23 protein-coding genes are annotated in these 25,644 nt (G+C 62.2%); 12 read left to right on the top strand and 11 right to left on the bottom strand.

The window, feature by feature from the left end:
• Nucleotides 1–47: 47 nt before the first annotated feature.
• The 3 genes from ACOYNB_RS04220 to edd form a co-directional block, all read right to left on the bottom strand.
• Nucleotides 48–1,232, bottom strand: a complete 1,185-nt coding sequence (locus ACOYNB_RS04220) for an acetyl-CoA C-acyltransferase family protein (protein WP_422837870.1) — start codon at nt 1,230–1,232, stop codon at nt 48–50.
• A gap of 102 nt (nt 1,233–1,334) precedes the next feature.
• A complete protein-coding gene (locus tag ACOYNB_RS04215) occupies nt 1,335–1,988 on the bottom strand; it encodes a bifunctional 4-hydroxy-2-oxoglutarate aldolase/2-dehydro-3-deoxy-phosphogluconate aldolase (protein ID WP_422837869.1) in 654 nt (217 codons plus the stop codon).
• Between the two features lie 2 nt (nt 1,989–1,990).
• Nucleotides 1,991–3,844 carry a phosphogluconate dehydratase gene (gene edd, locus ACOYNB_RS04210; protein ID WP_422837868.1) on the bottom strand — a complete coding sequence of 618 codons (1,854 nt, stop codon included), beginning with the start codon at nt 3,842–3,844 and terminating at the stop codon, nt 1,991–1,993.
• Between the two features lie 19 nt (nt 3,845–3,863).
• Between edd and pgl the strand changes: the two genes are divergently transcribed.
• A complete protein-coding gene (gene pgl / locus ACOYNB_RS04205; RefSeq protein WP_422837867.1) occupies nt 3,864–4,607 on the top strand; it encodes a 6-phosphogluconolactonase in 744 nt (247 codons plus the stop codon).
• A 51-nt stretch (nt 4,608–4,658) separates the two neighbouring features.
• On the opposite strand, the gene ACOYNB_RS04200 is transcribed toward pgl, so the two are convergent.
• Nucleotides 4,659–5,774 (bottom strand): fatty acid desaturase family protein, encoded by a 1,116-nt coding sequence (locus ACOYNB_RS04200; RefSeq protein ID WP_422837866.1) that lies wholly within the window; start codon nt 5,772–5,774, stop codon nt 4,659–4,661.
• Between the two features lie 13 nt (nt 5,775–5,787).
• Entirely contained in the window at nt 5,788–6,894 is a 1,107-nt protein-coding gene (locus ACOYNB_RS04195) for a ferredoxin reductase (protein WP_422837865.1), read from the bottom strand.
• A gap of 125 nt (nt 6,895–7,019) precedes the next feature.
• On the opposite strand from ACOYNB_RS04195, the gene fabR reads away from it, so the two are divergent.
• Nucleotides 7,020–7,700: an HTH-type transcriptional repressor FabR gene (gene fabR, locus ACOYNB_RS04190; RefSeq protein WP_374258857.1), complete on the top strand. Its 681-nt coding sequence runs from the start codon at nt 7,020–7,022 to the stop codon at nt 7,698–7,700.
• An 84-nt stretch (nt 7,701–7,784) separates the two neighbouring features.
• The gene (locus tag ACOYNB_RS04185; protein WP_422837864.1) at nt 7,785–8,318 is read left to right on the top strand and encodes a hypothetical protein; all 534 of its coding nucleotides are present in this window, start codon (nt 7,785–7,787) and stop codon (nt 8,316–8,318) included.
• Nucleotides 8,319–8,327: 9 nt separating this feature from the next.
• On the opposite strand, the gene ACOYNB_RS04180 is transcribed toward ACOYNB_RS04185, so the two are convergent.
• The 5 genes from ACOYNB_RS04180 to leuA are packed head-to-tail and all read right to left on the bottom strand — an operon-like array spanning nt 8,328 to nt 12,064.
• Nucleotides 8,328–8,759, bottom strand: coding sequence for a hypothetical protein (locus tag ACOYNB_RS04180; protein WP_422837863.1), 432 nt, complete (start codon nt 8,757–8,759; stop codon nt 8,328–8,330).
• Nucleotides 8,760–8,793: 34 nt separating this feature from the next.
• Nucleotides 8,794–9,444 (bottom strand): DsbA family oxidoreductase, encoded by a 651-nt coding sequence (locus tag ACOYNB_RS04175; RefSeq protein WP_422837862.1) that lies wholly within the window; start codon nt 9,442–9,444, stop codon nt 8,794–8,796.
• Nucleotides 9,445–9,477: 33 nt separating this feature from the next.
• Nucleotides 9,478–10,071, bottom strand: a complete 594-nt coding sequence (locus tag ACOYNB_RS04170; RefSeq protein WP_422837861.1) for an IMPACT family protein — start codon at nt 10,069–10,071, stop codon at nt 9,478–9,480.
• 8 nt (nt 10,072–10,079) lie between these two features.
• Entirely contained in the window at nt 10,080–10,358 is a 279-nt protein-coding gene (locus ACOYNB_RS04165; RefSeq protein WP_422837860.1) for a hypothetical protein, read from the bottom strand.
• An 8-nt stretch (nt 10,359–10,366) separates the two neighbouring features.
• Nucleotides 10,367–12,064, bottom strand: coding sequence for a 2-isopropylmalate synthase (gene leuA, locus ACOYNB_RS04160; protein WP_422837859.1), 1,698 nt, complete (start codon nt 12,062–12,064; stop codon nt 10,367–10,369).
• A 164-nt stretch (nt 12,065–12,228) separates the two neighbouring features.
• Here leuA and ACOYNB_RS04155 point away from each other — a divergent pair, with 164 nt between their 5' ends.
• From ACOYNB_RS04155 to ACOYNB_RS04130, 6 genes are all read left to right on the top strand, one after another.
• Nucleotides 12,229–12,690 (top strand): Lrp/AsnC family transcriptional regulator, encoded by a 462-nt coding sequence (locus ACOYNB_RS04155; protein ID WP_422837858.1) that lies wholly within the window; start codon nt 12,229–12,231, stop codon nt 12,688–12,690.
• A 103-nt stretch (nt 12,691–12,793) separates the two neighbouring features.
• Nucleotides 12,794–13,252, top strand: coding sequence for a BLUF domain-containing protein (locus ACOYNB_RS04150; protein WP_422837857.1), 459 nt, complete (start codon nt 12,794–12,796; stop codon nt 13,250–13,252).
• 132 nt (nt 13,253–13,384) lie between these two features.
• Nucleotides 13,385–14,071 carry a hypothetical protein gene (locus tag ACOYNB_RS04145; protein WP_422837856.1) on the top strand — a complete coding sequence of 229 codons (687 nt, stop codon included), beginning with the start codon at nt 13,385–13,387 and terminating at the stop codon, nt 14,069–14,071.
• The gene (locus ACOYNB_RS04140) at nt 14,068–14,427 is read left to right on the top strand and encodes a CidA/LrgA family protein (RefSeq protein ID WP_422837855.1); all 360 of its coding nucleotides are present in this window, start codon (nt 14,068–14,070) and stop codon (nt 14,425–14,427) included. Before ACOYNB_RS04145 ends, ACOYNB_RS04140 begins: the two co-directional genes overlap by 4 nt.
• On the top strand, nt 14,420–15,142 hold the full coding sequence (locus ACOYNB_RS04135) for an LrgB family protein (protein WP_422837853.1): 723 nt from the start codon (nt 14,420–14,422) through the stop codon (nt 15,140–15,142). Before ACOYNB_RS04140 ends, ACOYNB_RS04135 begins: the two co-directional genes overlap by 8 nt.
• A gap of 99 nt (nt 15,143–15,241) precedes the next feature.
• A complete protein-coding gene (locus tag ACOYNB_RS04130; RefSeq protein ID WP_422837852.1) occupies nt 15,242–18,757 on the top strand; it encodes a DUF2126 domain-containing protein in 3,516 nt (1,171 codons plus the stop codon).
• Nucleotides 18,758–18,827: 70 nt separating this feature from the next.
• Here the strand turns inward: ACOYNB_RS04130 and ACOYNB_RS04125 are convergent, their stop codons facing one another.
• Nucleotides 18,828–20,390 carry a methyl-accepting chemotaxis protein gene (locus tag ACOYNB_RS04125; protein WP_422837851.1) on the bottom strand — a complete coding sequence of 521 codons (1,563 nt, stop codon included), beginning with the start codon at nt 20,388–20,390 and terminating at the stop codon, nt 18,828–18,830.
• Between the two features lie 174 nt (nt 20,391–20,564).
• Between ACOYNB_RS04125 and ACOYNB_RS04120 the strand changes: the two genes are divergently transcribed.
• The 3 genes from ACOYNB_RS04120 to ACOYNB_RS04110 all read left to right on the top strand — a co-directional run bounded on the left by ACOYNB_RS04120 (nt 20,565) and on the right by ACOYNB_RS04110 (nt 25,638).
• Nucleotides 20,565–23,150: a circularly permuted type 2 ATP-grasp protein gene (locus ACOYNB_RS04120; protein WP_422837850.1), complete on the top strand. Its 2,586-nt coding sequence runs from the start codon at nt 20,565–20,567 to the stop codon at nt 23,148–23,150.
• Nucleotides 23,147–24,106: a transglutaminase family protein gene (locus ACOYNB_RS04115; RefSeq protein WP_422837849.1), complete on the top strand. Its 960-nt coding sequence runs from the start codon at nt 23,147–23,149 to the stop codon at nt 24,104–24,106. Before ACOYNB_RS04120 ends, ACOYNB_RS04115 begins: the two co-directional genes overlap by 4 nt.
• Before the next feature lie 98 nt (nt 24,107–24,204).
• Nucleotides 24,205–25,638: a circularly permuted type 2 ATP-grasp protein gene (locus ACOYNB_RS04110; RefSeq protein ID WP_374257772.1), complete on the top strand. Its 1,434-nt coding sequence runs from the start codon at nt 24,205–24,207 to the stop codon at nt 25,636–25,638.
• The last annotated feature ends 6 nt before the right edge of the window (nt 25,639–25,644 follow it).

Below are 25,644 nucleotides of genomic sequence, written 5' to 3'. Positions count from 1 at the left end.
GAGGCTCCCGAAGGAGCCTCTTTGTCAGGGAGCGATCAGACCGGAGATCAGACGCGCTCGATCACCAGGGCGATGCCTTGGCCGCCACCGATACACATCGTGATCAGGGCGTAACGGCCGCCGGTGCGCTGCAGTTCGTAGATGGCCTTGGTCACCAGGATGGCGCCCGTGCCACCCACGGGGTGACCCAGCGAAATGCCCGAACCGTTGGGGTTGACCTTCTCGTTGTCCAGGCCCAGTTCCTTGGCCACGGCGCAGGCTTGTGCGGCGAAGGCTTCGTTGGCTTCGATCACGTCCATGTCGGCGACGGTCAGGCCAGCCTTGGCCAGCGCGTTGCGCGAAGCAGGCACCGGGCCAATGCCCATGTACTCAGGCTCGACGCCAGCGTGGCCGTAGGACACCAGGCGAGCCAGTGGCTTCAGACCCAGTTCCTTGGCCTTTTCGGCCGACGCCATCACCACGGCACCAGCGCCGTCGTTCAGGGTCGAGGCGTTGCCGGCGGTCACGGTGCCTTCTTCCTTCTTGAAAGCGGGCTTCATCTTGGCCAGGGCTTCGACATTGGTGTCGGCCTTCACGCCTTCATCGGTGTCGAACAGCACCACGCCCTTGCGGGTCTTGATCTCGACTGGAACGATCTGTTCTTTGAAGTAGCCAGCGGCAATCGCCTTTGCGGCGCGCTGTTGCGACTGCACGGCGTAAGCGTCTTGCTGTTCACGGGTGATGTCGTAGCGTGCAGCAACGTTTTCGGCGGTGATGCCCATGTGGATGTGCATGCGTGGGTCATGCAGGGCGCCCAGCATGTAGTCCAGCATCTTCACGTCGCCCATGCGAGCGCCCCAGCGGTTGCTGGTGACCAGATAAGCGCCACGGCTCATCGACTCGGTACCGGCACCGACGGCCACTTCGCAGTCACCCAGTTGAATGGATTGAGCGGCCGACACGATGGCTTGCAAGCCCGAACCGCACAGACGGTTCACGTTGAAAGCGGGCGCCTCTTGAGGCACGCCGGCGTTCAGGGCGGCCACGCGGCTGATGTAAGCGTCTTGTGGGACGGAGGGGATCACATGACCCACCACGACGTGACCCACGTCCTTGGGCTGCACGCCAGCGCGTTCCAGCGCGGTCTTGATCACCAGCGCACCCAGGTCAGCGGGTGGCACGTCCTTGAGCGCGCCACCGAATGCGCCGATGGCGGTACGGGCTGCGCCCACGAAGACGACTTCACGAGTCATGTTGTTTCCTTCAAGGAGAGTGAAAAAACCCGTCAGGATCTGGCGGGTGCAATTGTCAGATTATCGCCCGAATGAGGGGTATTTTGGTGCGGTGCAGCAGTCTCAGCATTGCACGGGCTGCATCAAGGTGGACGCCGCCCGCGCCAGCGCCGTGATGTGGTCCCATCGCCCCGCTTTGATCGCGGCAGAGGGGGCCAGCCACGAACCGCCGACACAGGCCACATTCGGCAGGTCGAGGTAGGTGCGGGCGTTGTCGGGCGAGATGCCGCCGGTGGGGCAAAACAGCGCGTCAGGGAAGGGGCTGTGGAAGGCCTTGAGCATGCCCACACCGCCGGCTTGCTGCGCAGGGAAAAACTTGAAGCAGCGCAAGTCGGCATCCATGGCCGTCATCAATTCCGATGCGGTGGCCACGCCCGGCAACAAGGGCATGGGGCCTCCGCTGCGCAGTGCGCTCAGCAGCCGTGGCGTGAGCCCTGGGGATACGCCGAAATGTGCCCCGGCGTGACGGGCGGCTTCCCATTGCTCGGGCGTGGTGATCGTGCCGGCAAGGATCACCGCCTGCGGCACTTCGGCGGCCAGCACGCGGATCACGTCTATGGCCACGGGGGTCCGTAGGGTGACTTCCAGTGTGTTCACCCCCCCCGCCAGCAGCGCGCGTGCCAGTGGCACGGCGTCGTCCACCCGGTCAATCACGAGCACCGGGATCACCGGGCCCAAGGTCATGGCCTGTTCCAGGCTCAGTAAAGGACGCGTCATCGTCACTCCAGCGGTGTCCATCCAAAACTCACGGCGCCTTGCTCAGCACCACTCACCATGTGCCGCAGGCCACCGAATAACTCACGGCCCATGCCCACGGTGTTGGTGCTCAGATCTGCGGTATCCACCTGGCGTGCGTCCCATTCGGCGGCAGGCACCAGGGCTTGCAAGGTGCCCTGTTGCGCATCCAGCCGGATCAGGTCTCCTTCACGTACCTTACCCAGTGGCCCACCGGCACACACTTCCGGGGTGATGTGGATGGCTGAAGGCACTTTGCCTGATGCGCCGGACATGCGGCCATCGGTCACCAGCGCCACCTTGAAGCCTTGGTCTTGCAGATTGGTCAGGGCCGGGGTGAGGGCATGCAGCTCTGGCATGCCATTGGCTTGGGGACCTTGAAAGCGCACCACGGCCACAAAGTCACGCTGCAACTCGCCCCGTTGATATGCGGCTTGTAGTTCGTGCTGATCGTTGAAGATCAGGGCAGGCGCTTCGACCACGCGGTGTGCGGGTTTGACCGCCGACACCTTGATCACGGCGCGCCCGAGATTGCCATGCAGGACCTTCAGTCCGCCGTCTGGCGAAAACGGCGAGGCCGTGGTGGTCAGCACGGCCGGGTCGCCACTGCGTTCGGGTGGGTCTTCCCAGACCAGGGTGCCATCACGCAAGACCGGGCGCTGGGTGTAGTGCCACAAGCCCTGAGGGCCCGCCACAGTCTGCACGTCGCCGTGCACCAGTCCGGCTTGCAGCAACTCGCGAATGAGGAAGCCCATGCCCCCCGCGGCGTGAAACGCGTTCACATCGGCACTGCCGTTGGGATAGACCTTGGCCAGCAAGGGCACCACGGTCGACAAGGCATCAAAGTCATCCCAGTTGATGATGATGCCCGCGGCGCGTGCCATGGCCACAAGGTGCAGGGTGTGGTTGGTGGAGCCGCCAGTGGCCAGCAAGCCCACGATGCCGTTGACGATGGCTCGCTCGTCGATCACATGCCCGACGGGGGTGTAGTGCGCTTGGCCGTGAGTGAGTGCGAGCACGCGGCGGGCGGCCTCGCGGGTCAAGGCCTCACGCAAGGGCGTGTTCGGTGGCACAAAGGCGCTGCCCGGCAAATGCAGCCCCATGATTTCCATGAGCATCTGGTTGCTATTGGCCGTGCCGTAGAAGGTGCAGGTGCCTGCGCCGTGATAGGCCTGTTCTTCGGCTTCCAGCAAGGCACCAGCGCCGATCTCGCCTGCCGCGTAGCGCTGTCGGACACGTGCTTTATCGTCGTTGCTCAGGCCTGACCCCATGGGGCCCGCAGGCACAAAGATGGTGGGCAGGTGCCCGAAGGACAAGGCCCCGATCAACAGTCCCGGCACGATCTTGTCGCACACACCCAGACACAGTGCGGCGTCAAACACGTTGTGTGACAGCGCGACAGCTGTGCTCATGGCGATCACGTCGCGCGAGAACAGCGACAGCTCCATGCCCGGCTGCCCCTGCGTCACCCCGTCGCACATGGCGGGCACGCCCCCGGCGAATTGCGCAGTGCCACCGGCGGTGCGCGCACTGGCCTTGATCCATTCAGGGTAGGCATGCAAGGGCTGGTGGGCCGACAGCATGTCGTTGTAAGCCGAGACGATGCCAATGTGCGGCGCGCGCTGTTCGCGCAACCAGATCTTGTCGCCAGACGGTGCGGCGGCATAGGCGTGCGCCAGGTTCGTGCAGCCCAGAACCGCACGCTGCACCGTTTGGCTTGTCGCAGCGTGGATGCGCTGCAAATAGGCCTGACGGGTGTTCGCACTGCGCGCGCGAATGCGGTCCGTGACCTTGCGCACCGTGTCATGAAGCGAGGGAGGCTGTGCAGTCAAAGGCATGGCTCATTATGATGGGACGATGCGCGCACTGTCTTCCCCCACCGTGATGCCAGATGGCTTGTTGCAAGGGCTGCACACCGCGCCCGATGCGACCACGTTGGCGCAGCAACTGGCGCAGGCCGTGGCAGACCAGTTGCGTCAAGCTGTGGCGCGGCGCGGCCACGCCCTGCTGGTGGTGTCGGGCGGCAGTACGCCAGTGCCGTTTTTCGAGGCACTGTCGGTCTGTGCGCTGCCGTGGTCTCAGGTGGTGGTCACCCTGGCGGATGATCGCTGGCTGCCCGACACCCATCCTGACAGCAACGCCCGCCTGGTGCGTGCCCATTTGCTGCAGGGCGCGGCGGCCGAGGCACGGTTCGTTCCTTTGTTCAACGGGGCGTCGCATCCGGCACAGGGACTGCCTGCCTTGGAGGCAGAGCTGGCGCGCTTGCCGTGGCCTGCTGATGTGGTGATCCTGGGCATGGGGGCAGACGGCCACACGGCCTCCCTGTTTCCGCATGCGTCAGAACTGGATGAGGCCTTGGCGCCCGAGGTGTCGGGGCGGTGTGTGGCGGTGTCGGCGCCGCAGACCCCCAATGTGCCTGTGCCCCGCGTGAGCCTCAACGCACGCACCTTGCTGGACACGCGACAGCTGATGCTTCACCTCACCGGTGAGGCCAAGCTGACGTTTTTGCGGCAAGTTGCCGTTGCGTGCGACGTGCATGCCTGGCCGATTGCCTTGGCCGTTTGTCAGACTGCCGTACCCTGCGCAGTGTTTCACGCATAAAAAAACCGCACCCAGCTTGTGACCGGGTGCGGTTGAAAAGCAGGACCAGTGTTACTTGGCCATGCGAGCCTTCATGGGGCGGGCCGGTGAACTCGGGAACGAGTGACGCACGATGCGCCAGATCACCTGACCAAATTGTTTGAACATGGAACCCGTGTTGTAGTGCTGGCCATAGCGTTGACAGATGTCGCGCACCTCTGGCGCCATCTCGACGTAGCGGTTGGCGGGAATGTCGGGGAAGAGGTGGTGCTCAATCTGGTGACTGAGGTTGCCCGTCATGAAATGCGTCAGGAAGCCGCCGGTCAAGTTGGACGAGCCACGCACCTGGCGCACATACCAGGCCGCGCGGTTGTCGTTCTTCAACACGCTCTTGGGGAAGGTTTCCACGTCGGTGGTGAAGTGACCGCAGAAGATCACGGTGTAAGTCCACAGACTGCGCATCACGTTGGCGAAGGCGTTGCCCGCCAGCACCACAAAGAAACCGGGGCCCGCCAACAGCGGCCAGATCAGGTAGTCGCGGATCATCAGGCCGCGCACCTTGACCAGGGTGGGGTGGGCCAGCTTGTACATCTGCTTGTTGCTGACACGACCTTGGAACCAGCGACCCAGGCGCAGGTCCTGAATGGCCACGCCCCACTGGAACAGCAGCGCAAAGATGATGGCGTAGATGGGTTGACCCAAGCGGGCAGGGTGCCACTTTTGTTCAGGGAACAGTCGCAGCACGCCGTAGCCCAAATCCTCGTCCATGCCGTGGATGTTGGTGTACGTGTGGTGGCGGAAGTTGTGAGTCTTGCGCCAGTTGTCCGACGTGCCGGCAATGTCCCACTCAAAGCGTTTGCCGTTGAGGTAGGGGTCGCCCATCCAGTCGAACTGACCATGGATCACGTTGTGGCCCAGTTCCATGTTGTCGATGATCTTCGACAGACCCAGGGTGAAGGCCCCGATCGCGGCGACCGGGAACACCCAGCCTTCCGGCAGAAACCACGCGACCATCAGCATCAGTCGGCCGATCGCTTCGGTGTAGCGCACAGCCTTGTAGACGTTGCGGATGTAGCGTGCATCGCGTTCGCCCAGATCGGCGACCACACGGGCACGCAGGGCGTCGATCTCGGCGCCGAAGCTTTCGACTTCTTCGGGGCTCAGATTGCGGCTCAGAGATTGGCTCATGGTGGTTCCAGAATCAGAGGTCAAGGGTGAGGTCGGTGCGGGCTGTGCACATGCACAGGCGCACATCAATGCCAGGCTCGCCACTTTGCTGGCCAGACTGCATGTCCAGGGTGGTGCCGGCCGTGCGGGTGCACGAGCAGGTGTGACACACGCCCATGCGGCAACCAGAGCGGGGTTTGAAGCCTTGTGCTTCCAGCGCGTCCAGCAGCGACAGCGTGGTAGGCACTTCCAGGTCCTTGCCACTGCGTGCCAGGTGCACACGGACCGTGGCGGTCGCGGCGGCTTCCACCTTGGCCAGCGTGGGCGGGGTGAAGCCTTCGGACTTGAAGCTGCGCATGTGGCCCGTACTCAGGTCACGAGCGGCTTCGACAAAACCGGCGGGGCCGCAGGCGTAGACATCGCGGGCACGCAAGTCAGGCACGATGTGCTGCAGTTGCGACAGACTGATGAAACCTTGCGCTTCACCCGCTTGCAGTGTCGCTTCATGTGTCAGCACCGGCTGAAACTGGAAGTGCGCGAATTGCTGAGCCAAACCGCGCAGTTCATCCACAAAGCACAACTCGGCACGGGTCTTGACCCAGTAGATCAGGGTGATGGGGGCGGTGAATCCGGCGTCGCGCTGGGCGCGGATCAGGCTCATCATGGGGGTGATGCCGCTGCCGGCAGCGAGCAGCAGCCAGGACCCCTGAGGTTGTGCGGGCAGGGTCATGTCCCCAAAGGCCTCACCCAACTCCAGCACGTCACCTACTTGAAGGTGTTGACACAGGTGCGTGCTCATCACGCCACCTTCGGTCAGCTTGACGGTGATCGACAGGCGACCATCGGCACGGGGCGCATCGCTCAGGCTGTAGCTGCGGGTGGTGCGGCGGCCATTGATTTCGGCTGTCACGTTGATGTGCTGGCCGGCTTGAAAGCCTCCGCAATTGGCATTGGGCGCCAGGACCAACGTCACCGTGTCGGCCGCCTCTTGCTTGCGAGCGACCACACGCGCCAGCGAACGCTCCCACGACCAGGCAGGATTGATTTTGCTAACCCAGAAGTCAAACACGGCAGGGTTGATCAGCGGCGTCAGCAGACGACGCAGGGCACTGGGCTCAACTGCTGTGCGGGAAAGAGACATGGATGCGGACAAGGACAAGGCTCCATTGGCAGGATGTGCACAGTATACGGTTCCGTGAACATTTGTCTATACACTTGTGCATTAATTGCGCAGCGATATGATGTCGGCAACACGGATATCCGAACATGAGCAGCATCCTGACGACGCCATCTGACAGCAGCGTGACCAAACCCACGGTTCCGGGCACGCCTGGTCGCAAAGCAGTCATCTCCCGAGAAGACATCATCGCGGCCGCGCTCAAACTGGTGGGGCCCAATCGGAGCGTGTCGACACTGAGTCTGCGTGAGGTGGCGCGTGCGGCAGGCATCGCGCCCAACAGCTTCTACCGGCAGTTCCGCGACATGGACGAATTGGCGGTGGCGCTCATTGAGCGCGCGGGGGAATCCTTGCGGCAAATCATTGGTGCCGCCCGTCAGCGTGCCAGTGCGGACCGCAGCGTGGTGCGCAGTTCGGTGGAGGCGTTCATGGACCAGTTGCGCAGCGACGACAAGCTGCTGCACATCCTTTTGCGTGAAGGAACGGTGGGCTCGGATGCCTTCAAGCGTGCGGTCGATCGCCAGTTGAACTTTTTTGAAGAAGAGTTGCGCCTGGATCTGATCCGTTTGGGTGAAGCCAACAAGACCGGCTTGTGTGAGCCGGGTCTGACCGCCAAGGCCATCACGCGTCTGGTGTTTGCCATGGGCTCGACGGCCATGGATCTGCCCGAAGAGCAACTACCTGAATTCACGGAGCAGCTGGCGTTCATGGTCCGAATGATCGTGACAGGCACCCAAACCTTGGCCGAAAAAGGCAAACCTGCTCGCTGATGTGGTGGAATGTGGGCTGAGTGTAAAAAACTGCAAAGAACAGCCATGCATCGCGCGATTGTTTGTTGCCTATTCGGGATTGGGATGGCATCTGTGGTGTCTGCGGCGTCTTATCGCTGCACATCGAACGGGCAGGTGTATTACTCAGATCGCCCCTGTGGCGGTCAGACGCAGTTGCAGGCGTACGGACCTGTCCGCACCTATCCTCAGATGACGCCTTATCGGCCAGAGTTGCCTAAGGCACCCGAGCATTTGCAGTACCTCAGCACCGCCTGTGCGTCCATCAATGAAGCGATTCGAACCGGGCCCTCCCGAGGGGTTCGCCGGGATGTGATTCAAGGCTTGTACGAAGAGTACCGTCAGAAGTGCTCGGTAGAAGACAGGGAGGCGCGTTCCCGTGTTCGGCAAGACCAGATGCGCGCGGAAGAGCAGCAGCAAGCGGAGCGTTCGCAAAGCCGCATGGCGCAACAGCAAGCGCAGGTGCGCTCCGACCGTTGCGACGGCATGCGTGACGTGATCGCCCTCAAACGCAAACGCGAAACGGAGTTGAACGCCAAGGAAATCGAGGCCTTGCGTTCACTTGAGCGCACTTACAACGACGTTTGCATCAGCCGCTGAATCCCAAAGTCATCGGTTGATGACGCGGTCCATGGCCTGATCGCGCAGCGAGGCACTTCCGTCGTCCTTGGGGGCGAGCAGATCTCGTGCGTGTGGGAGCTTGTTGCCGCTGGCGGTCGCTGCAGGTGTCGCTTGCCCGGGCACGACTGTGACCGAGCCGCCCGAGACCGCTTGCTCGCGACTGCCTTTGGGGCATTCGCCATCGGTGTAGACCACGCTGTCGCCCTGTTTGCATTTGCGCACCCCGGCCGGCGCCTTGGGCGACACCTCGGTCGCCTCTGCCGAGGGGCGTGCGGCCGACTTGGGGTCGTTGTCAAACTGAATGGTGGGTGGGGTATGACGCTGTGGGTGCAAGAAGTCTTGAACCACCTGCGCGTCTTTGGCCTTCCAGGCCACGCTGGCCAGTAAAACGGCCAACACGCCGCCCGCGATTTTTTTCATGTGCTTTCCTCCTGATGTTGTGTTTGGGTGCTGCTCAGGCCTGTGCCAGTTCGCGCAGTGCGCGCTCGTACACCTCCACGGCCTGTCCGCCCGAGATCAATTGTCGGTCGTTGAGGATGACAGCGGGTACCGAGTGGATCCCACGTGAGGTGTAGTAGCCCTCGGCCTCCCGCACTTCATCGACAAATTCGTCACCCGCCAGAATGGTCCGGGCATGTTCCACATCCAGTCCCGCCAGGTGAACGGCCTGCAGCAGCGTGTCGGTTTGATCCATGGCTTGCTGGTCGCGGTGACAGGCCACCAGCAGCGCCATCTTCAGGGCAATTTGCTGGGCGGGGTATTCCACGCCGGCCCAGTGCAGCAGGCGGTGTGCGTTGAAGGTGTTGTAGATCCGGCCGCGTCCATCCGGGTTGAACACAAAGCCCACGGCTTCACCACGCTGGCGGATCATGTCGCGGATCTGGGCTTGCTGTTCGGGTGTGCTGCCGTACTTTTCCGTCAGGTGTTCGGTGATGTCCTGTCCACCCGGCGCCATGCGCGGATTGAGTTCAAAGGGCTGGCAGCGCAGGTACACCGTGACCTCGTCTTTCACGCGGTCAATGGCCTGCAGCAAGGCCGTCAAACCAATGGCGCACCAAGGGCAGGAAACGTCCGAGACAAAATCAATTTTGAGGGTGGCGGGCATGGCGGTTCAGCAAAGAGTCAGCCGCCATCCTAATCAAGCTTGCATGTCCTGCCAGACGATGCGGCCATGGCCGGCCTCGTTCAGTCGAGCCTGAAGGGCCGCGGCATGAGCTTCCGCTGCCTGGAACACAAAGGTCACGTTGGTGTCGTGGGTGGCCTCGATCAGGGTGGCGCCCGCCAGGTCCAGTTCGCGGCGGATCAAGCCTTCTTGTGCGTAGGGGGCGTTGCAGATCAGGGTGACGTGCCGCACGATGGGCACCTTGGTGGCCGACAGAAGGGCTTGCGCCACGCTGTCGGTGTAGGCGCGAACCAGCCCGCCAGCGCCCAGCTTGATGCCGCCGTAGTAACGCACCACCGTGGCCAGCACGCCTTCGAGATCCTGGTGGCGCAGCACATCGAGCATGGGGCGCCCGGCGGTGCCGCTGGGCTCCCCATCGTCGACCGCCGCCGATTGGCCTCCGGCCAGCAGAGCCCAGCACACGTGGGCGGCGCCGGGGTGTGCGGCGCGCAGTTCGGCCACGATGTGTTGTGCGCGTTCGCGGTCGGCAACGGGCTGAACGCAGCCGATGAAGCGGCTTTTCTTGATCAGCAACTCACTGTGCGTGGCGCTGGCAACCGTTTGAGGCATGCGTGCAATCAGGCCAGCGTACGGGGCGGACTGCCCGATTCGGGTGGCCCGCCGCGGTGGGACTTGGTCCAGCTGTAGTCGGGCGGCAGCTCGTCACTGACGCCGGGCTTGCTGACGCAGTCCCCCAACTCTGTGTTGATGACCACGTGCTGGTGGGCGGCTTGGCCGTGGGCGTCTTTGGCCTTGCGTTGGGCTTCGGCAAAGGCCATGGCGGCCAGCAATTCGCTGTCGTTGAACTGCCGGACGGATGGCTGGCCTTGCGTCAGCCAGTAAACCACGATGCTCATGGGCGGGGTCAGGCGGCTTGGGCCTGATCGGTTTGCCCCGCTTTCACGCCCAAGCGGTTGAGGGCACTCACGGTGGCCTTGAGGGCAGCCGTCACGATGTTGCCGTCCAAGCCTACCCCGAAACGCTCGGTGTGGCGGTGGGTGTCGGCCACTTCCACGAAGGCGCAGGCCTGGGCATGGCTGCCGGCAGCGCCTTCGCCCACCGAACGTTCTTCGTAGCTGCGCACCTGCACGTCGATGCCCAAGCGGCGCACGGCGTTGACGGCGGCGTCGATCGGGCCATTGCCTTCACCGTGGAGGCGGTGGCGCACACCATGCACATCGAGGTCGAGTTCAATGGCCTGTTGGGTGCCATGTTCGGACAAGCGATGGTTGACGTAGGTGATGGGCGATTGGGCCTCGATGTAAGTCTGAGAGAACAAGTCCCAGATGGTCTTGGCATCGATTTCGGTGCCCACCGCGTCGGCATGACGCTGGACCACGCCCGAGAACTCGACCTGCATGCGGCGGGGCATGACGATCTGGTGTTCGGATTCGAGCAAATACGCCACGCCACCCTTGCCGGACTGGCTGTTGATGCGAATGATCGAATCGTAGGTGCGGCCCACGTCGGCGGGGTCGATGGGGAGGTAAGGCACTGTCCAGGTCTCTTCCACCTTTTGAGTGGCAAACCCCTTCTTGATGGCGTCCTGGTGGGAGCCGGAGAAGGCCGTGAACACGAGGTCCCCCACGTAAGGGTGGCGTGGATGAACCGGGAGCTGGGTGCAGTATTCGTAAGTGCGGGCGATGTCGTTGATCGACGAGAAGTCGAGCTCGGGATCCACCCCTTGTGTGTAGAGGTTCAAGGCCACGGTCACGAGATCGACGTTGCCGGTGCGTTCGCCATTGCCAAAGAGACAGCCTTCCACGCGGTCAGCGCCAGCGAGAAGACCCAATTCCGCTGCGGCCACGGCGGTGCCGCGGTCGTTGTGGGGGTGCAGGCTCAAGATGACGCTGTCACGGCGGGCGAGGTGGCGGTGCATCCACTCGATCTGGTCGGCGTACACATTGGGGGTTGCCACTTCCACGGTGGCGGGGAGGTTGAGGATGACCTTGCGCTCGGGCGTGGCGCCCCAGGCGGCCGTCACCGCATCACAGATGTCGCGGGCGAAATCGAGATCGGTGGACGAGAAGTGCTCGGGGCTGTACTCGAGCATGATCTGCGTCTCGGGCATCTCGGCGGCGAGCTGCTTGATCAATGCAACGGCATCCACGGCCATTTGGGTGACTTCTTCGCGGTTCATGCCGAACACGACTTCGCGGAAGTGGTCGTTGGTGGCGGTGTAGAAGTGAACGATGGCTGAGCGTGCGCCCTTGAGAGATTCAAAGGTGCGGCGGATCAAATGCTCCCGAGCCTGAACGAGCACCTCGATGTGCACACCTTCGGGAATGTGGTTTTCGTCGATGAGCTTGCGCACGAAATCGAACTCGGTCTGCGAGGCCGACGGGAAGCCCACCTCGATTTCCTTGAATCCGATGTCGCACAAGGTCTTGAACATGCGCATCTTCTTGTCGACGCTCATGGGTTCGAACAGCGCCTGGTTGCCATCGCGCAGGTCCGTGCTCATCCAGATGGGGGCCTTGTCAATGATCTTGTTGGGCCACTGGCGGTCCTGGATGCGAACGGGCTGGAAAGCTTGGTACTTGGGGGTGGGCTGTTTCAACATGATCAACTCGCGCAGACAAGGTGTCTCGATGGGTGAAATCTTATGCTGAATGGCGAGGCATTTGATTGCGTTCTGTGCTTGATATTGGTGTATGCAAGCAATTATGTTGCTTGATGTTGCTCTGATTTGGCAAAATATGCTCAATTGAATGAGTGGGGTGCGTCATGCAGCTTGATCGGTACGACAAAGAGATCCTGAACTGCCTGCAGCAGGATGGGCGACTGACCAACCAAGAGCTGGCCGATCGCATTGGCTTGTCCCCGTCGCCGTGTCTGCGCCGTGTGCGCGCACTTGAAGAGACGGGGCTGATCATCGGCTACCGCGCCTTGGTGGATGCGCGCAAGCTGGGCCTGACCTTGATGGCTTTGCTGCACATCTCCATGGACAAGCACACCCCTGAGCGGTTTGAAAACTTTGAGCGCGAGGTGGCGGCGATTCCTGAGGTGATGGAGTGTTTGCTGATCACCGGGCAATCGGCGGACTACCAGTTGAAGGTGGTGGTCAAGGACATGGACGGGTATCAGGACCTGCTGCTCAATCGGGTGACACGCATTGAGGGTGTGACAGGAGTCCATTCCAGCTTTGTTTTGCGCAGGGTGGTGAACAACACGGCAGTCCCCGTTTAAGGGGGGCAGGAGCTTTGAGGCGCATCAAATCCGGGCGGACAATAACCCTTTTCCATTCCTGTACTTGAAACTAGAATGGAAATTGAGTCAACCGTTTAAAAAAATGCCGGTTCCCCTTCACGCAATTGCCTACGTGAGTTCCGCAACCCATCTGCTCGATAGCGGTGAGTTGGAGGAATTGCTGACGGATTCGCGTGAGTTCAATGTGACGCAGGGCGTGACCGGGGTGCTCCTCTATGTCGATGGCTGTTTCATGCAGTGCATTGAGGGGCCGATGGAGGGCGTCGCCAAGGTCTATCAACGGATCAAAGAGGCGAGCCGCCATCGCGGTCTGATCGAGTTGCTGAATCAGCCGGTCAAGCGTCGTGCTTTTCCGGATTGGCACATGGGATGCGGCAGCAACGCTCAGTCTGAGATGCTCAACGACGCCACAGAGTTATGGGAGCGGATGTTGTCATCCACTCGTGATGTGGACGATGCCGTGCCCGGCCTGTTGTTGTTGCGCGCCTTCTGGAAAGAGAGCCGGGCTGCCCGCGCCAAGCGTGCGGTGGCGAGGGCTTAGTCACCCCATTCGGGTAATCGCCATCCCTTCCTTGAAGGTTGTGTCGCGGTTTCGACCCCGCCGCACGCTACAGTGCTGCACAAATTCGAATATCTGCCGGGTGAGGTTTCCCGGTTGTCGTGGAGCGTGGGCATGCATATCACCCGTAGAACCGTTTTGTCGCTGGCCGCAACGCAGGTTGCTCTGCTGAATGTGGGTTGTGCGACGGGCCCCGCCCCGGTTACGCGCAACTACACCGAGAAGGTGTCCATGCTGCTGATTTCGCAGGATCACAAACAACTGGTGATCCTGGGCGAAAACCACCACTATGTGTTTGATTGCCCGCCCGATGTGGCCATGTTGCCCAAGTCACCCTTGCGCGCCAAGGTCAGTGCGGCGTTTTCGCCGTTCAAGGTGGACATCGAAGGTGTGATCACGGGCATGTACATGCTGCACCTGCCCGACAACCTCACACAGGTGGAAGTGAAACAGGCTCACGAGTTAGGGTTCACGCAGGACGAGCAGGGGCACTGGTTCTTGGGTAACAAGCTCACCGGCAAGCGCTACGTGCAGGGCAACACCCTGCGTGCCTGGCGCGAGCATGAAAAGCTCAACCGCACCTATGAGGTGTCGGTCGAGGCGGTCGAGACACCCATCCAGCATGCGGCCGAGGAAATGTCCACACCCGTCTATCTGACATCGCATGGGGTGCTGCTGATCTATCTGGCACCTCTGGCACCATTGCTGATTCCCATGATGTTCATGTCTTATGAAAAGCGTCCTCAGTTGCCGAGCGCGGCCTCTGCAGCGTCGGCGCCTGCGAGTGCGGTGACCCCATGATCCAAGGTATGGCCATGCTGGTGGCCGGTCAGTTGCTGGGCGAGGCGGTGGTCAGTGTGACCGGTCTGCCCATACCGGGATCGGTGGCGGGCATGGTGCTGGTGTTGCTGGCACTGTTGTACAAAAAAGGCCATTTGCCTGAACTGCGCCGGGCGGGTTCAACCATGTTGTTGCTGGTGCCCTTGCTGCTGGTGCCGGTCAGCGTGGGCATCATGGAGCAGACGGATCTGCTGGCTGCCAATTGGTGGCCCCTGACGGCAGCCTTGCTGGTCAGCATCGTGGCCGGGATGGTCGCCACGGGATTGACGATTCGTGTCCTGCGGCGACTGGATGGCCAGGTGGGCGACGATGTCTGAGGTGCTGGCGCAGGCGGCGCAGGTGGTCACGCATCACCATCTGTTTCCGCTGTTTCTGACCCTGTCGGCCTATGCCGTCGCGACCTGGTTGTTCAAAAAGGCAGGGCAGTCGCCGTTTGTGCACCCGTTGGTGTTGTCGGTGGCCATGGTGATCGTGGCGCTGAAAGCCTTGGGTCTCTCGTACCAGCATTACTTTCAGTCCACGCAGTTTTTGCACTGGATGCTGGGGCTGGCGATCGTCGCCCTGGCGATCCCGCTGTATGCCGAGTTGCAGCATGTGGGCGCCCGTTGGAAAAGCACTCTGGCCGCCATTGTGGTGGGCAGCGTGGTGGGAGTGGGGACGGCCATGCTCACCGCGTGGGGACTGGGTGGCAGCCATGAACTGGTGCTGGCGCTGGCCACCAAGTCGGTGACCACGGCACTGGCCACGGTGCTGGCTCAGGAGGTGGGGGCCAATGTGGCCTTGGCCGCGACCATCGTGCTGGTGACGGGACTGCTGGGCGCGGTGATCGGGCCCTGGCTGTTTGCACGCATCCTGCCCAAGGACGATGCCGCGCTTGGCACAGCGCTGGGCACCTGTGCCCACGCCATCGGCACGTCGCGCGCCCTGCAATTGGGGGAGCGCTGCGGCGCCTTTTCGGCCTTGGCCATGGGGCTCAATGGCTTGTTGACGGCAGCTTTGTTGCCCATCTTGCTGAAATGGTGGGGCGCTTGAGCGTTTGAGGTGCTCATGCACCACGATGGTGGCCCGTAACTTGCTGGTGTCACACACAGTCCGCACACTGTTTGCGGAGATGTCTTGCTGGAGATCTGTGTGTCCATCCACGTTGCCCTCAATCACGTCACGCATTACACGTACGACCGTCCGGTCAACCTGTCGCCTCAGGTGATTCGCCTGCGGCCCGCGCCGCATTGCCGCACGCGGATTTTGTCGTACGCCCTCAAGGTCGAGCCTGCGCAGCACTTCATCAACTGGCAGCAGGATCCGTTCTCGAATCACCTGGCGCGCCTGGTGTTTCCGGAGAAAACGACCGAGTTCAAGATCACGGTCGATGTGGTCGCCGAGATGGCGGTCTACAACCCCTTCGACTTCTTTCTGGAGCCGCATGCCGAGACCTTCCCGTTTTCCTACGACGAAGCCTCGCTGCATGACCTGCAACCCTACTTGGCCAAGGTCGATCCGACGCCAGCCTTCCAGGCTTTTCTGAACACGATTGACCGCAGCGAAGTCCGCACGATCGACTTCCTCGTGCAGCTCAATCAGCGCCTGCAGAACGACATTTCGTACACCATCCGCATGGAGCCGGGCGTGCAGACGCCCGAGGAGACGCTGACGCTGAAGTCGGGTTCGTGCCGCGACACGGGCTGGCTGCTGGTGCAGACCTTGCGGCACATGGGGTTGGCGGCCCGCTTTGTGTCTGGCTACCTGATTCAGTTGAAGGCCGATGTGGCCGCGCTGGATGGCCCGTCGGGTACCGAGGTCGATTTCACCGATCTGCACGCCTGGTGCGAAGTCTTCCTGCCCGGGGCGGGCTGGATTGGCCTGGATCCCACCTCGGGTTTGCTGGCAGGTGAAGGGCACATTCCCGTGGCCTGTACGCCGGAACCCACCGGTGCCGCCCCCGTAACCGGTGCCGTGGACGAATGTGAGTGCGAGTTTGCGCACCACATGGCTGTGACCCGCATTTACGAATCCCCACGGGTGACCAAGCCCTACACCGACGATCAGTGGCAGGCCATTGATGCACTGGGTGTGACGGTGGACCAGCACCTGTCCGAATCGGATGTGCGCCTGACCATGGGCGGCGAACCCACCTTTGTGTCGGTGGATGATCGCGATGGCGCGGAGTGGAACACCGACGCCCTGGGCCCCACCAAGCGCGGGCTTGCCACCAAATTGGTGCATAAATTGCGCGCACGTTACGGTGACGGCGGTTTCCTGCACTTTGGCCAAGGCAAGTGGTATCCCGGCGAGCAACTGCCTCGTTGGGCGCTGTCGATTTTCTGGCGTGAAGACGGCCAGCCTTGCTGGCACGACCCCAGCCTGTTTGCTGACGAGCAAACCTGTGAGCGCTACACCAGCGAAGACGCCAAGCGTTTCATCGACACGCTGGCCACCAAGCTGGGCCTGGCGACGCAGTTCATCACCCCAGGCTACGAGGACACCTGGTACTACCTGTGGCGCGAGCGCCGTTTGCCCGTGAACGTGGACCCGTTGGATGCGCGTCTGGATGACGAGCTGGAGCGTGTCCGGCTGCGTCGTGTGTTTGACCAAGGGCTGGACCACACTGTGGGCTATGTGCTGCCCATCAAACCCAATGAGCAGGTGCCGCTGGGTGGACCACGCTGGTCGACCGGCCCCTGGTTCTTCCGGGATGAGCGCATGTACCTGATTCCGGGCGATTCGCCCATGGGTTATCGCTTGCCGCTGGACTCTCTGCCCTGGGTGTCCAAGGGCGATTACCCCTATTTGCACGAGCACGATCCGTTTGCGCCCAAGTCGGCCTTGCCCGATGCCTCTGCGTTGCGCGCGCAGTACGGGCAGCATCAGGTGGGTGGCGGTTTTGCGCAGGGTGGCGCTGTGTCCATCCAGGGGCAAGGTGTGACGGGCCTGGGCGGCGTCGAACTCAACGGTGAGTGGGGGGCGCTGGGGGCCAATCCGGCGTTGACGGGGCCAGGTTCCTCGGCGGCTGCGATGGTGGACCCGATGCGGGCTCCGTCTCGCTTTGAATCGGCGCACTGGATCACCCGCACCGCGCTGTGCGTGGAGGTGCGCAACCCGGATCGTGCCAGTGGGCCCAAGGTCGAGACCGAAGGGCAGGGCGGGGGCGTGCTGTACGTGTTCATGCCGCCCCTGGCCAGCCTGGATCACTATCTGGAGTTGCTGGCTGCGGTCGAGGCCACGGCCGTTGAAACCGGCTTGAAACTGGTGCTGGAAGGCTACCCACCGCCACGCGACGCACGCCTGAAGGTGCTTCAGGTGACGCCCGACCCCGGGGTCATCGAGGTCAACATCCATCCGGCGTCCAGCTGGGCGCAGTTGGTGGATCACACCGAGTTCCTGTACCAGGCGGCACACGAAACACGCTTGTCGACCGAGAAGTTCATGGTCGATGGGCGCCACACGGGCACCGGCGGCGGCAACCACTTCGTGCTGGGTGGGGCCACACCGTCGGACAGCCCCTTCCTGCGTCGTCCGGATCTCATTCCCAGCCTGCTGACCTTCTGGCACAACCACCCATCGCTGTCGTACCTGTTCTCGGGTCTGTTCATTGGCCCGACCAGTCAGGCGCCGCGCATCGACGAGGCGCGTCAGGATCAGGTGTACGAGACCGAGATCGGCTTGAGCGAAATCGAGCGGCAGTTGGCCATCTGGGGGCAGTGCCCGCCCTGGCTGATCGACCGCACGCTGCGCAACCTGTTGATTGACGCCACGGGCAACACCCACCGCAGCGAGTTCTGCATCGACAAGCTGTATTCACCAGACGGTCCGACCGGACGTTTGGGTTTGCTGGAACTGCGTGCCTTTGAAATGCCGCCCCACGCTCAGATGAGCCTGGTGCAGCAACTGTTGCTGCGTGCGCTGGTGGCCTGGTTCTGGAACGAGCCGTACAAGGGGCATGGCGCGCAGCGCCTGACAAGATGGGGTACGGGCTTGCATGACCGCTTCATGCTGCCCAGCTTTGTGCATCAGGACTTTGAGGACGTGTTGGCCGAGTTGGGCATGGCGGGCTATCACTTCGAGTCGAGCTGGTTTGCCCCGCACTTCGAGTTCCGCTTCCCTTACATCGGTGAAATCGCGTCGTCAGGCGTACGTCTCACCCTGCGCAGCGCCCTGGAGCCCTGGCACGTGATGGGCGAAGAGGGGGGGGCTGGCGGCACGGTGCGCTATGTGGACTCGTCGCTGGAACGTCTGGAAGTCAAGGCCACAGGCTTGAATGGCAACCGACACGTCATCACGGTCAACGGGCAGATTTTGCCCATGCACCCTACGGGTCGTGTGGGCGAGTTTGTGGCCGGCGTGCGCTACCGCGCATGGCAACCGCCATCCTGTCTGCATCCCACCATTGGCGTGGACGCCCCACTGACCTTTGACGTGGTGGACAGCTGGCTCAAGCGCTCAGTGGGTGGGTGCCAGTACCATGTGGCGCACCCCGGTGGCCGTAACTACGACACCTTCCCCATCAACTCGTACGAGGCCGAAAGCCGCCGTCTGGCGCGTTTCTTCCGCATGGGCCACACACCGGGCACCATGCAGATCAAGCCCTTGCCTGCGGGCATCGAGCATCCGCTGACGCTGGATTTGCGGGCCACGCGCCGGGCGTCGTGATCACGCCCAAGCAAAAAGGGGAGCGGATGCTCCCCTTTTTTGTCGTGGTCTGGCTCCGCTTGTCTGCGGGTCAATGCGTGCGGAACACGGAGACCAGTTCGTTCAAGGTTTGGGCTTGGTGCTTCAGGCTCTCTGACGCAGCCGCGGACTCTTCCACCAGCGCGGCGTTCTGTTGCGTGACCTGATCCAGTTGCATCACAGCGTCGCTGACCTGGTCGATGCCGGTGGATTGTTCGTTGGACGCGGAGGCAATCTCGTTGATCAACCCGGTGACGCGCTGAACCTGCTGCACGATGCCCTGCATGTGCTGGCCGGCTTCGCTGACGAGGGATTCGCCTGCGGCCACCTTCTCAACGCTCTCATTGATCAACGTCTTGATCTCACGTGCGGCGTTGGCGCTGCGCTGAGCCAGAGCGCGGACTTCGCCGGCCACGACCGCGAAGCCACGACCCTGTTCGCCAGCACGCGCCGCTTCGACGGCGGCGTTGAGCGCCAGGATGTTGGTCTGGAAGGCGATGCCATCAATCACGCTGATGATGTCTGCAATCCGGCGGCTGGAATGGGTGATGTCACCCATGGTCTGCACCACACGGTTCACCACGTCGCCACCGACGGCCGCCGCAGAAGACGCTTCGGCCGCAATGCGTGCTGCCTGATGTGCAGTGTCGGCGTTGTTGCGCACGGTGGAGTTCAGTTCCTCCATGGCTGCAGCGGTTTCCTCCAGATTGGAGGCTTGCTCTTCGGTGCGCTGAGACAAATCGGAGTTGCCCATGGCAATCTCGGTTGCGCCTGTCGAAATCGATTCGCTGCTCTGACGAACCCGCGTGACCATGTTGACCAGGCTGTCGTTCATGTGGCGCAGGGCCGTCAGGACTTGTGCAGTTTCGTCGCGGCCTTGATCGTGGATGACCGATGTCAGGTCGCCAGAGGCCACAGTCTCGGCAACCTGAACGGCCTCATTGAGCGGACGAACAATGGACCGCGTGATGACCACGCCGATGAGCACCGTCAAGGCCACGGTGATGGCTCCGGCCACGATCATGGCCACCGACACTTGCGTGTAAGACGCTTTGCTGGAGTCACTCAACTGACCGGCCAGGACCTCGTTGTACTTCCAGAGGGCTTCGACCGCTTCACTGGCCGTCTGGAATGCGGGGCCACCGCGCTTGATCACGACATCACGGTATTGTTCAAACAAGACGGGATCGGTGTCCGACTTTTGGGCCAGTGCCAAGGCCTCCGAGGAAATCGCAGCATAGGCTTGCGTGGCTTTATCGACCGCCTCCAGGAGTTGCCGGTCGGTTTCGTCAACGATCAATGGCTTGTAGCGCTCCACGGCGGCACGCATGTCTGACTCGTGTTGTTGCACGATGGCGTAGTCCTTGATGCGGTCATCATGATTAGCTTGCAGCAGGGCGCGCAGTTCATAGCGGCGACTGTCTCCCAAGTGCGCGCGGAATTTGTAGATTTCTGTGAGGGACGGAACAATGTTGTCTGAAAAGGCAACCGTGTTGTCGTTCAGGACACCAGCCTGGTGCTTGCCGAAGATCTGGCTGCCCAAGAACAAACAGAGAATGACGCCGAAGCCCAGCGCCAGTCGTTGACCGATTTTGAGGTTGCCCAAAAATTGCATGGTTTCACCCTGAACAGTGGCTTCGTTGAACGAGTCTGGAAATCGTCTGTGCGCCACAATCGGCGCTGACGGCTTCAACTTCGTGTAGTTTTGTGAAGCGGCCCGCCTGTTATCGGTTCAAAGTCTGAAAAACTTGAACACTTGTCCTGCAATTACCCTCGATTTGTCCACACCATGTCCGCCAATCAGCTTCCGCTCAACGACGCGCCCGCCGCTGCACTGGCCTGCGTCGAGAGCATGTTGTCGCAGGCGCACTTGATCGACGGGGAGCATTACGACGAACTGCGTGAGCCGGACGGCTCCGTGCGGCCCACCTGGACGGACTTCTGGTCGCACCTGGGGGCACCTCTGCAAGACCTGTCGCGTCGGCAGCATCTGTTGACCCAACAGATCCAGGAAGACGGTGTCACTTACAACGTCTACAACGCCACGGGCGGACCCAGTCGCCCCTGGTCGCTGGAAGTGTTGCCGATGATCGTGTCGGCGTCTGACTGGCAGGCGCTGGAGCGCGGCGTGATGCAGCGTGCCACCTTGCTGGAGCGCGTCCTGCGCGATGTGTATGGTGAGCAGCGGGTGCTGCATGAGGCCTTGTTGCCGGCGGCGCTCGTGCAAGGGCACCCTGGCTACATTCGCGGTTTGCAAGGGGTACGTCCGATAGGGGGCGTGTACCTGCACATGCTCGCGTTTGATCTGGTACGTGGGCCGGATGGCGCTTGGTGGGTGGCGGCACAGCGCACCCAGGCTCCCTCCGGTTTGGGATACGTCATGCAGAATCGGCTGATCGTGTCTCGCTTGTTCCCCGATGCCTACCGGGCCATGAATGTCCAGCACTTGGCCAGCAGCTATCGGCAGTTGGTCGACACCATGGCTGCCTTGGCGGCACAGTGCGCGGGTGGGGAGCCCCCCCGGCTGGCGCTCTGGACGCCAGGTCCCTACAACGAGACCTACTTCGAGCAAGCCTACCTGGCGAGGTATCTCGGGTTGCCGCTGGTGGAAGGGGGCGATCTCATCGTTCGTGACGAGCACCTTTTCCTCAAAACCGTTCAGGGACTGGAGCCCATTCACGGCTTGTTGCGACGCCTGGATGACGACTACTGTGACCCGTTGGAGCTGCGCGTGGATTCGACCCTGGGTGTCCCGGGGCTGATGCAGGTGGTGCGGGCCGGCAATGTGGTGCTGGCGAATGCGCTGGGCACGGGCTTTCTGGAGTCGCCAGCGGTGCACGGCTTCTTGCCCGCACTGTCCGAGGCATTGCTGGGTGAGTCCTTGCAGTTGCCTTCTGCGCCGACCTGGTGGTGTGGCGAGGCAGCGGCCTGGGAGGCCGTCAAGCCGACCTTGGCACAGCAATTGGTTCGTCCCACGTATCCATGTCGCCCGGGGCCGGAGTGCGAGACCTTGTACGGTCCCACGCTCCCTGCGTCCAGTCTCAAGACGCTGGAGGCGCGCATCAGCCAGAACCCTTCTGCTTTCACGGCACAGAACTATGTGCCTTACGCGCAGACGCCCGTTTGGACCGAGGATCAGTTGCAGATGCGTGGTGCATCGCTGCGTGTGTATGCCTTGTCGGACGGCCACGGGGGATGGCGTGTGGTGCCGGGTGGCATGACCCGCATCGCGACCCGAGATGACGGTCCGGTGTCCATGCAGCTCGGTGGCAGTTCGCTGGACACGTGGGTCTTGACCGAGGGAGCAGTGGACGCCTTCTCGATGTTGCCTCAGTCGGTTCGGCTGGAAGAGCTGGCGCAGCGGCAGCGACCGGTGTCCAGCCGTACGGCCGAGAATCTTTTCTGGATGGGTCGCTATACCGAGCGATGCGAGCAGCAACTGCGTCTCGCACAGGCCTTGATCAACCTGCGCGCCATCGATGACGAGCCGGACGAGGCCGTCTTGCGTGCCTTGTCTGCATTGGGCATCACCAACGGCTTGGTGCCGCCAGGTACGCCGGGGCTGGATCGATCTGGTCGGGTGTTCGAGCGTGTGGCGCTGGAGGCGTTGATCGATGCAGACGCCAAGCAAGGGGCATTCAGTCTGGCGTTCAATCTCTCGGCTTTGTCCCGTTCGGCCGAGGCGCTACGCGAAAGACTGCTGCCCTCTCAAACACGGCTGATGCGCACCATGGTGAGCGATTTCCAGTCGATGGCGTCGGCGGGGGGGCACGATGAGGCCGTTCCGATCAGTGCCCGATCAGGTGAGGTCATGGCGGCGCTTGATCACCTGGCCATCCAGTTGTCGGCCGTTACAGGGGCTCAGACCGACCGCATGACCCGTGACGCGGGCTGGCGCCTGATGTCGGTGGGGCGCATGGTGGAGCGCCTGGTGGGGTACGCCAGCTTCTTGCGTGCCTTTTGGCGGGAGGGCGCATTCCAGCATCCCCAGGGTTTTGATGTGGTGCTGGACCTGTTTGACAGCACGATCACCTTCCGTGCGCGCTTTCAGCGGCGGCTGGAAGTGCCTGCGATGCTGGCGTTGCTGGTGCTCGACGAGACCAACCCCCGTTCGTTGGCCTGTGTGGTCAGACGCATGCGAACCGAACTTGGCAAACTGCCGGCGAGAACCGGTGCGCAGGATGATCTGCTGGCGTGGCTGCCATACGAGGGTCTTGGCGTCACGCTCGAAGAACTCTGTGATCCGCAAGCCGGACACAAGGCGGTTCAGTCCTTGCTTGATCGGTTGGTGGAAGCAGGGTGGAAGCTGTCTGACGAGATCGGACGTCAATACTTTGCTCATGCTGAACCCAACGACTCGATGGTGAGCACATGAGTGAGCGAGAAGTGGCTTGGGCCCGACTCTCGGTCGAGCACGAAACACATTACAGCTACAGCTGGGCGGTGGAGCAGGCGCAACACATTGCCTGCCTGCGTCCTTTGTCCGATGAGGGGCAGGCACTCCTGAGGTTTGACATGTCGGTGCAGCCGCCGCCGGCACAGCACAACACCCGGCGCGACACCCATGGCAACAGCAGCGCCTATTTTTCGATCCATGCCGCGCATGCCGATTTGAACGTGCGCGCGCGCAGCGAAGTCAAGGTCTTGCACCGCTACACCGACCTGGATCCGTCACGCGGGGCGACGTGTGCAGAGGTCCGTGATCGCCTGGCTTACCGTGCGCACGCGCCATACGAGGCCGCCAGCGAGTATCTGTACCCTTCGCCGTTTGTGCCCAGGCACGCCGAACTGGCCGCCTATGCCGCGGAGTCTTTGCAAGATGACCGTCCCTTGGCGGAGGCAGCCATCGAGTTGATGCAACGCATTCACCGGGACTTCAAGTACGCCCCGGCCTCCACAGACATTTCGACCCCCATCTCTGAGGTGTTTGCCAAGCGCAAAGGGGTGTGCCAGGACTTCGCGCATCTGATGTTGGGATGTTTGCGTGCGTGGGGCGTGGCTGCGCGCTACGTCAGTGGCTACTTGTTGACGCAACCGCCACCTGGCCAGGCGCCTTTGGTGGGCGCCGATGCTTCGCATGCCTGGTTGAGTGTCTGGATCCCCGGACTGGGGCTGCCCCATGCACAAGATTGGCTCGATCTGGATCCCACCAACGATTGCGTGCCGGCTCTGCACCATGTCAGGGTGGCGCACGGTCGCGATTTTGGTGACGTCACGCCCCTGCGTGGTGTGATCCGAGGGGGCGGGCAGCACACGCTATTGGTGCGCGTGACCACTCGCCTGTTGGAAGAGCACGAAACGCGAGCGGCTAAATGCACCACAATGGTGTGAGTGCATGTCGTAGGTCAAGAAGCCGACACATCGCCTTGGCACACTCTGTGCATTGAATAGAGCACAGAGGGTTAAGAGAGCCCCGATGGGACCAAGCGATGCGATTCTTTGACGAAATGCATGTGAGCAGCGCCCAAGTGCGCGACCACTACAAGGTGTACGACAAGTGGCTGGGCCGTCAGCCCCGGGAGCTCATGAGTTCCCGTCGGGAAGAGGCTGAGATGATCTTCCGTCGCGTGGGGATCACCTTTGCGGTGTACGGCGACAAGGACGAGGATGGTTCGGGCACCGAGCGCCTCATTCCCTTCGACCTGATCCCCCGCATCATTCCCGCAGCCGAGTGGAAGGAAATGGAGAAGGGGCTCAAGCAGCGCGTCACAGCCCTCAACCGCTTCCTCGACGACATCTACCACGATCAGGAAATCCTGAAGGCAGGTGTCATTCCGGCCGAGCCCGTGCTCAACAATGCCCAGTTCCGCAAGGAGATGATGGGTTTGAACGTGCCGGGCGGCATCTACTCCATCATCTCGGGCATCGACATCGTTCGCGCCTGCAACCCGGACGGCAGCGGCACCTACTACGTGCTGGAAGACAACCTGCGTGTGCCATCGGGCGTGAGCTACATGCTCGAGAACCGCAAGATGATGATGCGGCTCTTCCCCGAGTTGTTTGCCGAGCACCGCGTGGCCCCCGTGGCGCACTACCCCGACTTGCTGCTTGACACCTTGCGCAGCATGGCGCCGGGTGGCGTGAACGAGCCTACCGCCGTGGTGCTCACGCCGGGCATGTACAACTCGGCCTACTTCGAACACGCTTTCCTGGCCCAGCAAATGGGCGTGGAACTGGTGGAAGGCAAGGACCTGTTCGTCAAGGACGATTTTGTCTACATGCGCACCACCCGTGGCCCGCAGCGTGTGGACGTCATCTACCGCCGCGTGGACGACGACTTCATGGACCCCGAAGTCTTCCGCAAGGATTCGACGCTGGGCGTGGCCGGCTTGCTGCGCGCCTACCGTGCCGGCAACGTCACGCTGGCGAACGCCTTCGGCACCGGGATCGCCGACGACAAGTCGATCTACCCCTACGTGCCCAAGATGATCGAGTTCTACCTGGGCGAAAAGCCCATCCTGCAGAACGTCCCCACGCACATCTGCCGCGAACCCGACGCACTGAAGTACACCCTCGACAACCTGGCCGATCTGGTGGTCAAGGAAGTGCACGGGGCAGGGGGCTATGGCATGTTGGTCGGCCCAGCGGCCACCAAGGCCGAGATCGAGGAATTCCGCAAGGTCCTGATCGCCAACCCGACCAACTACATCGCGCAGCCCACGCTGTCGCTGTCGACCTGCCCGACGTTTGTGGAATCCGGCATTGCCCCACGCCACATTGATTTGCGGCCGTTTGTGCTGTCGGGCAAAGAGGTTCAGATGGTGCCGGGTGGCTTGACCCGCGTGGCACTCAAGGAAGGCTCCCTCGTGGTCAACAGTTCGCAAGGGGGCGGGACCAAGGACACCTGGGTTCTGGAGGACTGATCATGC

Origin of the sequence: Aquabacterium sp., from assembly GCF_049317225.1 — a bacterium.
Classification (GTDB): Bacteria; Pseudomonadota; Gammaproteobacteria; order Burkholderiales; family Burkholderiaceae_C; genus Aquabacterium.
Note: the sequence above shows the minus strand (reverse complement) of the source record. Positions and strands in the feature narration are given on the sequence as shown.

Bases quoted from the DNA above. Each gene is read 5' to 3' on its own strand.
- ACOYNB_RS04220 (WP_422837870.1), bottom strand. From the start codon at position 1,232: ATGACTCGTGAAGTCGTCTTCGTGGGCGCAGCCCGTACCGCCATCGGC.
- ACOYNB_RS04215 (WP_422837869.1), bottom strand. From the start codon at position 1,988: ATGACGCGTCCTTTACTGAGCCTGGAACAGGCCATGACCTTGGGCCCG.
- edd (WP_422837868.1), bottom strand. From the start codon at position 3,844: ATGCCTTTGACTGCACAGCCTCCCTCGCTTCATGACACGGTGCGCAAG.
- pgl (WP_422837867.1), top strand. From the start codon at position 3,864: ATGCGCGCACTGTCTTCCCCCACCGTGATGCCAGATGGCTTGTTGCAA.
- ACOYNB_RS04200 (WP_422837866.1), bottom strand. From the start codon at position 5,774: ATGAGCCAATCTCTGAGCCGCAATCTGAGCCCCGAAGAAGTCGAAAGC.
- ACOYNB_RS04195 (WP_422837865.1), bottom strand. From the start codon at position 6,894: ATGTCTCTTTCCCGCACAGCAGTTGAGCCCAGTGCCCTGCGTCGTCTG.
- fabR (WP_374258857.1), top strand. From the start codon at position 7,020: ATGAGCAGCATCCTGACGACGCCATCTGACAGCAGCGTGACCAAACCC.
- ACOYNB_RS04185 (WP_422837864.1), top strand. From the start codon at position 7,785: ATGGCATCTGTGGTGTCTGCGGCGTCTTATCGCTGCACATCGAACGGG.
- ACOYNB_RS04180 (WP_422837863.1), bottom strand. From the start codon at position 8,759: ATGAAAAAAATCGCGGGCGGCGTGTTGGCCGTTTTACTGGCCAGCGTG.
- ACOYNB_RS04175 (WP_422837862.1), bottom strand. From the start codon at position 9,444: ATGCCCGCCACCCTCAAAATTGATTTTGTCTCGGACGTTTCCTGCCCT.
- ACOYNB_RS04170 (WP_422837861.1), bottom strand. From the start codon at position 10,071: ATGCCTCAAACGGTTGCCAGCGCCACGCACAGTGAGTTGCTGATCAAG.
- ACOYNB_RS04165 (WP_422837860.1), bottom strand. From the start codon at position 10,358: ATGAGCATCGTGGTTTACTGGCTGACGCAAGGCCAGCCATCCGTCCGG.
- leuA (WP_422837859.1), bottom strand. From the start codon at position 12,064: ATGTTGAAACAGCCCACCCCCAAGTACCAAGCTTTCCAGCCCGTTCGC.
- ACOYNB_RS04155 (WP_422837858.1), top strand. From the start codon at position 12,229: ATGCAGCTTGATCGGTACGACAAAGAGATCCTGAACTGCCTGCAGCAG.
- ACOYNB_RS04150 (WP_422837857.1), top strand. From the start codon at position 12,794: ATGCCGGTTCCCCTTCACGCAATTGCCTACGTGAGTTCCGCAACCCAT.
- ACOYNB_RS04145 (WP_422837856.1), top strand. From the start codon at position 13,385: ATGCATATCACCCGTAGAACCGTTTTGTCGCTGGCCGCAACGCAGGTT.
- ACOYNB_RS04140 (WP_422837855.1), top strand. From the start codon at position 14,068: ATGATCCAAGGTATGGCCATGCTGGTGGCCGGTCAGTTGCTGGGCGAG.
- ACOYNB_RS04135 (WP_422837853.1), top strand. From the start codon at position 14,420: ATGTCTGAGGTGCTGGCGCAGGCGGCGCAGGTGGTCACGCATCACCAT.
- ACOYNB_RS04125 (WP_422837851.1), bottom strand. From the start codon at position 20,390: ATGCAATTTTTGGGCAACCTCAAAATCGGTCAACGACTGGCGCTGGGC.
- ACOYNB_RS04120 (WP_422837850.1), top strand. From the start codon at position 20,565: ATGTCCGCCAATCAGCTTCCGCTCAACGACGCGCCCGCCGCTGCACTG.
- ACOYNB_RS04115 (WP_422837849.1), top strand. From the start codon at position 23,147: ATGAGTGAGCGAGAAGTGGCTTGGGCCCGACTCTCGGTCGAGCACGAA.
- ACOYNB_RS04110 (WP_374257772.1), top strand. From the start codon at position 24,205: ATGCGATTCTTTGACGAAATGCATGTGAGCAGCGCCCAAGTGCGCGAC.